The sequence below is a fragment of the Pedobacter sp. 05L430 genome (assembly GCF_056397585.1).
In genome coordinates this window covers 1-11,347 of record NZ_JBFTNT010000123.1, presented here as the reverse complement: position 1 = coordinate 11,347, position 11,347 = coordinate 1, and the positions used below count along the sequence as shown (strand labels likewise).

Annotated in this window: 7 protein-coding genes; 1 reads left to right on the top strand and 6 read right to left on the bottom strand. The window is 38.0% G+C overall.

Features of this window, described 5'->3' with window-relative positions; all coding sequences use genetic code 11:
* From AC1DG9_RS15925 to AC1DG9_RS15905, 5 genes are all read right to left on the bottom strand, one after another.
* The coding region (locus AC1DG9_RS15925; RefSeq protein ID WP_477634878.1) for a cytochrome c at positions 1–1,109 on the bottom strand (1,109 nt) is incomplete at its 3' end.
* Positions 1,109–1,690, bottom strand: coding sequence for a redoxin domain-containing protein (locus AC1DG9_RS15920; RefSeq protein ID WP_288884333.1), 582 nt, complete (start codon positions 1,688–1,690; stop codon positions 1,109–1,111). The genes AC1DG9_RS15925 and AC1DG9_RS15920, both read right to left, overlap by 1 nt.
* A gap of 57 nt (positions 1,691–1,747) precedes the next feature.
* Positions 1,748–3,349 (bottom strand): SusD/RagB family nutrient-binding outer membrane lipoprotein, encoded by a 1,602-nt coding sequence (locus AC1DG9_RS15915; protein ID WP_288884335.1) that lies wholly within the window; start codon positions 3,347–3,349, stop codon positions 1,748–1,750.
* A 19-nt stretch (positions 3,350–3,368) separates the two neighbouring features.
* A complete protein-coding gene (locus AC1DG9_RS15910) occupies positions 3,369–6,725 on the bottom strand; it encodes a SusC/RagA family TonB-linked outer membrane protein (protein WP_288884336.1) in 3,357 nt (1,118 codons plus the stop codon).
* A 115-nt stretch (positions 6,726–6,840) separates the two neighbouring features.
* A complete protein-coding gene (locus tag AC1DG9_RS15905) occupies positions 6,841–8,028 on the bottom strand; it encodes an ROK family protein (RefSeq protein ID WP_172661062.1) in 1,188 nt (395 codons plus the stop codon).
* Positions 8,029–8,745: 717 nt separating this feature from the next.
* Between AC1DG9_RS15905 and AC1DG9_RS15900 the strand changes: the two genes are divergently transcribed.
* On the top strand, positions 8,746–10,401 hold the full coding sequence (locus AC1DG9_RS15900; RefSeq protein ID WP_288884338.1) for an alpha-L-fucosidase: 1,656 nt from the start codon (positions 8,746–8,748) through the stop codon (positions 10,399–10,401).
* Positions 10,402–10,475: 74 nt separating this feature from the next.
* Here AC1DG9_RS15900 and AC1DG9_RS15895 read toward each other — a convergent pair.
* The coding region (locus tag AC1DG9_RS15895; RefSeq protein ID WP_477634877.1) for a transketolase family protein at positions 10,476–11,347 on the bottom strand (872 nt) is incomplete at its 5' end.

Below are 11,347 nucleotides of genomic sequence, written 5' to 3'. Positions count from 1 at the left end.
CTAAAATCCCAGGATGGGATTGAAACGAGCTGTATTGTGTCTTGCTGAGGCGTTACCGCATATGATTTGAATATTTTACCCAAGTAATGCATATGTGGCCAAATGTATAGTAAAGATTGATCTTGTGGTGTTGTGATTTTTAGTTCGAACTTTCTTACAGAATCGGCCGGGATGAAAAAATAAGGCTCGATAGCGTTTTCGCCTACACCGGCAGAACCTAAGCTAATCACCTCAACTTTTCGTTCTATTGGTGTTTTTTTGAAAAAGAAATTTATTCCGGAAATACTTTCTTCGTCTTTTGATACCGGAGCATAATGTATGGTTAATAAGATGACACCCCGTTTAGGCATAACCCAACCAAAATTATTGGGATAAGATTCATAGGACGTTCCTGGAATCCATCCACCATAATAGGTCATTGTTTTTTTAAAAGGAAAATACTGCGAATATTTGGTCCTGTCATCCTCTGTTAAGTTTAAAAAATCAGCACCCTGGTTAATTTCAATATCATCTGCTACAGGGTGAATGGCAAAGTTAGCGTGATGTATTACTTTTTTATTGGATGAAAAAAACTCCATTGCTTCGACGTTATTTTCAGCACCAATGTTAAAAGGAATTTTAAAAACAATAAACCGCTCCTTATTATCGCCAATAACTTTAAATGGTTTAATTGTTTGTAAAACAAGATCAGGCTTCCTGGAATACTGGGTCCCTTCAATAAATGTTTTAACTGCAGTTTTTGGCGTTTCGCTAATATTGCCCATTGGCATTTTTGCGTCAACCCACTTGGCTATAGTTAGCTTTTCTTCATTCGTTAATGACCTATCATTCTTAAATAGTCTGTAATGGTTATCTGGTTTCCATGGCGGCATATAACCAGATTGTGTTACCTTTTTAATAAAAGAGCCTCTTTTTGCAACATCCTCATAAGTTAATAAAGAAAATGGAGCAGACTCCCCAGGCCTATGGCAGGATTGACACTTATTTTGAATAATGGGTGCAACATCTTTATAGTAAGTTATTTTTTGGGCATTTACGTTATTTGCGCAAATGAATAACCCAATTACAATGGTAATAATTTTTGAAAGTAGTAAAGATTTTGAGCTCATTATATATCGTTGATTAGGCACCCAACAGGAATAGTTTTTTTAAATGTTTGTTTACCATTTAACTGGTCTTTTATAGCTTGTTCAAGATATTTCTCAGTAATTACCAAGCGTTTTTGTCCTAGCGAGGTAGCCCAGTTATCGATTAGTCCACTATAGGTTATTGCACCCATTTTATTGATTAAAAAAACTTCAGGTGTTGTGGTTGCACCTAAATATTTTGACAATCGTTTCTCTCTGTCAGTTAATAAACTGAAGTTGATCCCGTATTCATTTTTAAGTTCATTTATTTCTTTTAATGAATAACTGGTACCCGGGATTATACCATAAAAATTGATGCTTTTATTAGCATTGTGAAGTTTTACCAAACCGGGTAAATAGTTTTTACATAATGGACATTCGGGGCTTAAAAAAACAAAAACCACTGCCTTACTTAAATTAATTCGACTTTCTTTACCGCCTAAATCAATCAATTTAATCGAATTTATTTTTGCAGGAGAGATCATTTTTTCCTGAGCCTTTATAACAACAGGGAAAATGGCTAAGGAGAGCAAAAAACTTAATCGAAAAATAAACGGCCTCATGGTTTTTGATTAAAAAAAGCCCTTAATAAAATTATTAAGGGCTTTATAATTTAACAATTATTTTTTATCCCACCAAACACGACCAAAAGCATCATTTGGACCGGTTCCAAAATCTGGATTTTTAGCCATTTCTGCCAATGCAGTTTGCTGATTTGCATAATTTAAGTTGGTTGGACTTAGCAAGTCTATACCAGCTCTACGCGCTAAAACTAGCGGTGTCCCATTGGCCTTTAGTTCAGACCATGCCAAAACAGACGTAGTATTAGGAAAACCAGTTCTTTTCCACCAGGCCCAGGCTTCTAATGGTTGTCTGAAAAAATCCAAATAAGCCTGACAAGCGATTTGTTCAGTAGCTTTAGCCGCATCAAATTTAACTCCAGCTTTATTGTAATAAGCATCAATTGCCGGAGCGGTTACGGCGGTAAAATCTTTTACATTCGCATCAACAGCTCTGTCACTGTAAAATTTAATAGATGCATATACGCCATTTTTATACCATGTTTCAGCAACGTCTGTAGTAACACCGCGGGCTGCAAGATCAGCACGTAGAAAACAATATTCGGCATATGTTAGCACGGGGAAAAAACCTTTGCCTGTACCAGCTTTCAAGCCATCATTATTGTCATAATTAGGTGTAAATAACCGGTGTTGCAGCTGCGATAAATTATCTATCGAAGCATACAGTGGCTTATTTGCAGGTAATTTTGCTTCATCAGGACTGGTAAAACTTCCCACATAATTTCCAGCTGCATTCGGACGATAATATATCGCTAATCTAGGATCCCCTTTGGCAACAAGAAAGTCTAAAACAGGTTTACCTGCTGCAAAGTTTGCTGGGTTAAAGTTTCCATTTGCATTTGCATAAGATGGTCCAACCTTAAGCATCCAGGAATCATTAACATTTGCCATTTGCACTGGATCTGCTAATACTTCAGTTGCAATTGTTTTCATTTTGGCTGGGTCAACTTTCATTAAGCGAATGGCTATTTTCAAACGTAATGCATTTGCTGCTTTAGCCCAAAGTGTTGCATCGCCATTGAAATACGGGTCATTTCCGCCAAGACTGATCTGACCTGTAGCCGAGCCTTTTAAAGTCGCTACAGCTGCTTTCAGCTCTTCATCTACTTTTGCAAATATTTGCTGTTGGGTTTCATATCCCGGGGTTTTAGTGCCGCCATACCTCGCTTGAAAAGCTTCAGTATAAGGAATACTTCCATTGATGTCACTCACATAAAATGCATAATATGATAAGAGTATTTGTGAAATTGCTTTCATCTGTACCCTTGCATTTTTATCAGCATCAGGCATTGATTCTATGTTTCTTATCCCATCAGCTAAAGCCGGGCCTAATCTGCCATAAAATATTTTACCGTAACGCGTATTAAATTGCGAGCCAACATTATTAAAGTTCAATCCGTTCCCAGTGCTTAACGTACTGTACTGCATCCAAAGGTTTGCGGCACGGTACACATCTGCAAAGTACTCGAAATCATCTTGAGAGCCTACTGCAGCTCTAAGAAATTGATCTTCGGGCTTAACTTCGTATATTGTATTAGGGTTTAAATTTGCCTTTACAAAGCTTTCCTTTTTACAACCGCTCATTGCAAGCAGGGTTGAACCCATAAGGAAAAAATATTTTGCTTTATTTATAATTTTCATATCTGTAGTATTTAAATAATTAAAACGATGCTCTGATGTTAAAACCTAAGCTTCTTACCAAAGGGAAGCCACCATATTCAGCAAAAGCACCTGCCCTGTTGCTAAAGATACTTTCAGGATTTACACCATCCTTGGCTGTTTTGTATAGATAAGCTATGTTTCTACCGGTTAAATTCAGGCTTAAGGTATTTATTTTCAATTTACTTAAATACTTACTTGGTACAGTGTAGCCTACCGTTACTTCGCGAAGTGCTACCCAAGAATTTTCAAATACTGAATATTCTCTAATACCACTAGACCATTGACTTAAATTTTCATAATACGCATAAGCCGGGATTGGTTTTAACAAACCTTGTTTAACCGCATCTGCATAGGTCATTCCGCCTAAATCTACTCCATTAGCCTTTAATCCATCGTTTAATACCCCATCCGGAATAATACCATCGTGTTGTGTTACGCCATTTGCATCGGTATAACTTACCCCTCCTGAAGCTTCATCTCTACCAAATAATGAATTTGTGAATGAACCATTCGCTGATCCATATTGATGGGTTCCTGAAGCCATTAAACCACCAATTTTAGCATCAATTTGAAAACCTAAAGAAAAGTTTTTATAAGATAGGTCTTGTCTTGTACTGGCAAGATAATTTTCCATCATGGTTCCTAGATTTTTCCTGGTTCCATCATAATCCTGCGATCTAACAAAAGTGTAATAGCCACCGGTAGTTCCATAACCTGTGTTACCTAATACTTTTTTGCCATTACTTGGGCTGGCAACTGGATTACCGCTTGCGTCTTTCTTTTGATAATATGAATAGGCATAACCTGTAATCAACGATCCATATTGTTCCCCTACTCTGGCTACAGAAGTAATGTCGTTACCAAAAGCTAAATCCAAATCGTAACTTTCAACTCCAGGTGCTAATTCCAATATTTTGTTCCGGTTACGTGTAAAGGTAACAGACGCATTCCAATTAAAATCTCTTGATTCAATTGGCTTACCAGTAATCAAAACCTCAATACCTTGATTTTGGATGTTACCAGCGTTTAAAGCTTGTGAAGTAACTCCCGATTCCTGTGGTAAAGAAAAGCTTAATATTTGATTGTAGGAATTTTTCTTGTAGTACGCGACATCAAAATTCAAACGGTTTTTGAAGAATCCTAAATTGGTACCGATTTCAAACTCCTTGGTCAACTCATTTTTTAAGTTGTCATTTCTAAGAATGTTGTCACTAAATCCATAAACCGATTGATTACCACCATTAGCATTGTTAAAACTACCATCTTGTAGTTTAAAGTAGCCATCAGTATTGGTCTGCTGTGGTTTTGCTGACAATCCAGTATAAGAGTAGGACCCCCTTAACTTACCAAAAGATAATATCGAACTATTTTGGAACACTGGTAATTCGGTAAATATCCATGCCAAACCTACACTTGGATAAAAATAGGAATAATTACCGTGACCATCTCTGTAAGTAAGCGCCGATGACCAGTCATTTCTTCCGCTAACATTTAAGGTCAGCATGTTTTTCCAGGTAATATCTCCGTACAAATAAACTGCGTCAGTACGTTCACCCAAATTTGGATAAGCCGTTGTTGTTGAAGGATCAATGGAATTTGAAATGGAATAAAGATCAGGAACTTTAAGTCCGCCATTGGTAACCGACCTGTTATAAAATGCAGCATCCCCCAGGTTTTTTTGATAAGTTTCCGCTCCTATTGAGGCATTCAATTCGAAATCACTTGAAAGTTCTTTAGTTGCATTCAACAAGCCTTGAACACGATAGGATTTATTGGTATTTTGCGTTATTTCGTAATCGCCACCTGCAAAGGCAATACCAGCTCCTCTATTTTTTCTTTCGTAAGCAATATTGTAAAAGTTAGTATTTGTTCTTACCAAAGCCGAAAGCCAAGGAAGAATTTTAATATTTACATCAATATTTGCCAATAAATTATTTTCCTTTTGAGTCCTGTTGTCATTTTGAAGTCCATAGGCAAATGATCCTATGCCGTAAGGATCGTAACGATTTCTGTCGCTCGAACCCAACGCACCGCCGGTTACCGGGTTGATATTGTTATTGATATAGGCATTTAAATCAACATTTCTAGGCTTATAATATGTAAACGCAAACAAAGGATTATTCGCACTTCCTTGTCTTGCCGGATTCAACGAATTCGACATGGTGTAGTTTACACTCGCATCAACTGAAATTGATTTCGAAATTTCTCTGGTCACTCTAAATGCAAATGCATCTCTTTTTAGTTTATTTCCAGGTTCAACACTCGAATTATTTAAATTGGTATAGGCTAAACGATAAGATGTGTTTTCACTGGCACCTTCAACCGATACATTTGTATTGATAAACTTTCCGGTATTAAAGTAATCTAATGGATTATTGGCTACCCAAGGTCTCATTACGCCATCTAAATCCTTTACCATTCTGCCATCCAACTTAGGACCGAAAGAATAACCACCTACATAGTAACCTGCTGACTGATCAACAACATCTACTCCGTTAGCATCTTTAGCAAATACGGGAGAAATTCCACCTCCATATTGATTTTGAAGATCTACAAATTTATAGGCGTTATCAAAAGAGCTCGTTTGAGATATAGTTACACCCAAACCTTTGCTAGTTTTACCCTTTTTTGAAGTAATTAGTAATACACCACCTGCAGCTTTTGAACCATACAATGATGATGCAGCAGCTCCTTTTAATACGCTGATACTCTCTATGTCATCAGAGTTAATGTTTTTCATAATGTTACCAAAATCTGCTGCGTCGCCCCATGAGTCTGCTCCGGAAGTACCCGGCTCCATTAATATCCCATCATAAACAACTAAAGGCTGTGTATTTGAACTTAATGATGAATTACCTCTTATTCTAATTCTTGAAGAAGAAGTCGGACCACTGGCTCCCTGATTAATCATTACACCGGCTACTTTACCCTGTAAAGCATTTACCACATTGGCGTTATTTGCTTCTGCCAATTCGCTACCGCTAACAGCTGTTGCCGAATAACTTAGTCTTTTGACATCTTTCTTAACACCAAAACCAGTAACAATAACTTCAGAAAGCGATTCTGTGTCATCGACCATCACAATAGTCTGATTGGCTGAAGCGGCAACTTCCTGGCTAACCAAACCGATAGATTTAATAATCAGTTTAGCACCTTCTTTTACTGAAAGCACAAATTTTCCTTCGGCGTTAGTAGAAGTTCCATTTTGAGTTCCCTTTTCGAGAACACTTACCCCAGGGATGGGATTACCAGACGCGTCTTTTATCGTGCCAGTAATATTCTTCTGTGCAAAAGCTGTTATTGTTAAAAAACATAACAACAACAGACTAAAACACTTTAAGTACATTTTTTTCATAATTTTAATTTATTTAGTTAATATTAGTTTAGGATAATTAGGGATTTCTTGATGGATCTTCTTTTATTTCTGCATATACAATTAGTTTTAGTTAAATATTTATATTAGTTAGTTTTTAATTGAATAAGCTATTCTCCACCATTAAACTGGCAGCTGCTAACAACTCTGCCTCTTCACTTAAGGTAGAGAACATTATTTCAGTTTGCTCAGCTATTCGCGGTATACAAAATTCATTGAGTGCTTGTTGTATGGGAGGAAGAAGCATTTTTCCCGCTTTGGCACCTCGTCCACTTAACACGATTCGTTCAGGATTTAAAATGTGAATTAAAGTAGCCAGCCCCTTACCAATCTGAAATGCGGCTTCAGCTAAAATGGAAATCGCAAGCGGATCTTGCTTTACAACTGCATTTAAGAAATGATCAGCATGGCTTTTACTTTTATCTTTAAAAAGAGCCTTTAAGCTAGTTTCTTCACCATTTCTCACTGCTTTTTCGGCTTTCTGAACCATTATCAAAAGAGATGTTTCCACTTCGAGACATCCCCGCTTGCCGCAGGAACACAAAGTATTTGAATTAGACAAGGGTATATGGCTAAATTCTCCGGCGTAACCGCTGCTGCCCCGGTATAATTTACCGTTGATAATCATTCCAAGGCCAGTGCCCCACCCAATATTGACCACGAGCACATCACTTAAATTTCTTGCTTCTCCAAAATTTAATTCGGCCAGAGCGATCAAACTTGAATCGTTATCTATGTATACCGGCAACCCTATTTTTTTTGAGAGGTAATCTTGCAGGCTGATGTCCTTTTCAACTTGCATAAAGGAGTAATTCATACCTTTTTCAGCATTGATAAAGCCAGGCATTCCAATACCAATGCCCAAAAAACGCTCTTTATCAATTGTTGACTTCTTTATACAATCATCAATAAATGCGATCAAAGTATCGGCACTTTTACTCATAGTCATATCCAAATCGACCACCTGGGTTGGTAAAACCTGGTGATTCGAGAGATCATATATTGTTAACTGAGTAGTTAATTGATCCATGGCTACAGCTATTATGTACCGTTTATAATTGGGATTCAATAAAAACATTAAAGGGCGCCTTCCCCCTGTAGATGGCGCGAAACCCTGTTCTATAATTAACCCCTCCCCCATTAACGCATTTACAGCCGACGTAATTAAAGGCAGGCTTTTTTTAGTACGCTTACTTAAATCAATCAGCGAAGATTTTTTTTTATAATAAAGCTGCTTGATGATGTCAGCCCTTAATTGCTGCGCTTTCTTAATTGTTGCTGACATTTTTTAGTTTAGTTTCCATAAAAATATAAATAAAAGAAAAGAAATGCAAACTTTTTAAAAAATTTAATTACATCGGTCATTCTGAATAAATAATTAATCAAGAATCAGTACATACCTCGGAAACCTACTGCCTATTTAATTTACCAACAGCCATGCTAACAGAAAATCATTAATGGAAAGAAGCAGACTAGGATCGGCTAATACTAATCGGTATAAATCAGAAATTACTCGCGAAAGGATATATTTCACTAAATAGAAATGGGTAATTCAATGGAAGCTCCGCTTTGGCCCTGAAGTCATCTCAAAATTCGAGACCAAACCACATAACAGCAACATTTTTAGGTGCATCTCGGGGTAATTAAATAATATAATGCAATTTCATTTATCTAATAGTGACTAAAAACATACAAAAATATTTAACCAAAATAAAAAAGCCTTTTAGTTATTAAAACTAAAAGGCTGACCCTCAAAGTGGAGAATAGCGGAGTTGAAGTTGCCTCAATTCGCAAAAACAAAATTGAAATATCCAGATAAAAAACCAGACTTTAGATTACAAAACGGCCACTTTCGATGAAATACCCACAGGTCACCTCTTAACCATTTCATAAGCAATATTAACACCACAATATGTTAATATTGCTTATGAAATGGTTAAACAACCTAGCTGCGGTAAGTTTTAAAATTCCTTCCTTTGAAGGACCAAATTGACAAATCTTTATGAAAAGAAGAAATCTAATTAAAGGGCTTGCAACGATTATTCCAGCGATGGCCTTATCCAAATCAATAGCTGCGACCAATTATTTTTTAGATCCTGCAGGAAGTAAGGAATTCGCAAAGATACCTTTTTCACCAACCTGGGAGTCTCTGGAAAAATACGTTGTCCCTCAATGGTATAAAGACGCCAAGTTCGGCATTTGGGCTCACTGGGGTCCGCAGTGCGAACCTGAGCGAGGTGACTGGTACGCCAGAGGTATGTACGAAGAAGGCTCTGATCAGTACAAATACCACGTGGAAAAGTACGGACATCCAAGCGAATTTGGATTTAAAGATGTAATTAATAAGTGGAAGGCTGAAAAATGGGACCCTGATTATCTTGTTGGTCTCTACAAAAAAGCAGGCGCACAGTATTTCGTTGCGCTGGCAAATCACCACGACAACATGGACCTTTATGATAGCAAATACCAGGAATGGAATTCTGTAAATATGGGGCCTAAAAAAGATCTTATGGCTGGTTGGGCCAAAGCTGCAAAAAAATATAAATTACCATTAGGGGTAAGTGTTCATGCATCGCATGCATGGAGCTGGATGGAAACTGCTCAGCGAGCGGACAAACATGGGCCAAAGGCCGGTATTCCTTACGATGGAAAAGTTAAAGCAGAAGATGGTAAGGGCAAGTGGTGGGATGGAAAAGATCCACAAGATTTGTATGCACAGAATCATCCGCTGAGTAAAGACAGCGAAAACAACAGCGCCATTCATGCCCAATGGAGTTGGGAAAACGGTGTGGCAGAGCCTACAAAGGAGTATATCGAAAAGTTTTATAACAGGACCATCGATCTTATTGACAAATACAATCCCGAGCTGGTCTATTTTGACGATACTGTGTTACCATTGTGGCCGATCAGTGATGCCGGGCTCAGGATTGCTGCCCACTTGTACAACAAAAGCGTAAAGAAGAATGGAAAAGTTACCGCTGTTGTCAATGGTAAGATTTTGAATGAACAACAGCGCAAGTGTATGATCTGGGACATCGAACGCGGGCAAAGCAATAAAATTGAACCTTATACCTGGCAAACAGATACCTGTATCGGTGCCTGGCATTATGACCGGAGAATTTTTGACAATCACCATTACAAGTCGGCCAAAACCGTGATTCATACCCTACTGGACGTAGTAAGTAAAAACGGGAATCTGCTCCTGAATATACCTTTACGAGGCGACGGATCCATTGACTCTGATGAGCTGGCAGTGGTAGAGGAAATAGGAGAATGGATGAAAATCAACAGTGAGGCTATTTATGCAACCAAACCCTGGAAGGTATTCGGTGAGGGACCTGCAATAGAGAATGTTGCTCCGCTAAGCGGGCCAGGTTTTAATGAAGGCAAAGGAAAACCATTTGATTCAAAAGATGTCAGATTTACCGCCAAAGGAAACGATTTGTATGCGACAGTTCTTGGCTGGCCAGAAGACGGAAAGGTGAACATAAAAAGCCTTGCAAAGGGAAGTTCCTTGAATACCAAAGCTATAAAAAAGGTAACGTTGTTAGGTACGGGAACAACCTCAGATTTTCAGCAAACTGCGGACGGACTAACGATCAAAGTTCCGGGTGTAGAGTCGAAACTGAGTTATGCACTGGTGTTCAAAATATCCTAAACAATTTAACTCAGTTCCATACAAGTAATTCGGGCCAACCGACGTTGGCCCGAAAATACTCTGCTAAGAAGTAGTTATTTTTTTACTCTTTTAATTACTTTTTGAGCTGCTTCAATAATATTAATTGAATCTAATCCGTATTTAGTCATTAACTGATCAGGAGTACCACTTTCACCGAAGCTGTCGTTAACAGCAACAAATTCCTGAGGAGACGGAAGTTCAGTTGAAAGTAATCTTGCAATGCTTTCTCCTAATCCACCAAACTTATTGTGCTCTTCGCAGGTAACCACACATCCTGTTTTCTTTACAGATTTTAGAACTGCTGCTTCATCTAAAGGTTTAATGGTGTGGATATTAATGATTTCAGCATCAATTCCCATTTCTGCTAGTTTTTCGCCAGCTTCAATGGCTTTCCAAACCATGTGTCCGGTTGCAATAATGGTTACATCAGTACCTTCATTTACCATCCATGCTTTACCGATTTCGAATTTCTGATCAGGATCAGTAAATACAGGGATTACAGGACGACCAAAACGCAGGTAAACTGGTCCATGATGCTCAGCAATAGCAATAGTAGCTGCTTTTGTTTGATTGTAATCACAAGGGTTAATTACAGTCATGCCAGGAAGCATTTTCATTAAGCCTATGTCTTCAAGAATCTGGTGAGTTGCGCCGTCCTCTCCAAGGGTTAAACCAGCATGGGAAGCACATATTTTTACGTTTTTGTCAGAATAAGCTACCGATTGTCGGATCTGATCATAAACCCTGCCTGTAGAAAAATTGGCAAAAGTTCCTGTAAAAGGAATTTTACCGCCAATGGTTAAACCGGCTGCAATACCGATCATGTTTGCCTCAGCAATGCCGATCTGGAAAAAGCGTTCAGGGAATTCTTTAATAAAGGCATCCATTTTTAAAGAGCCCACTAAGTCTGCGCATAGTGCAACTA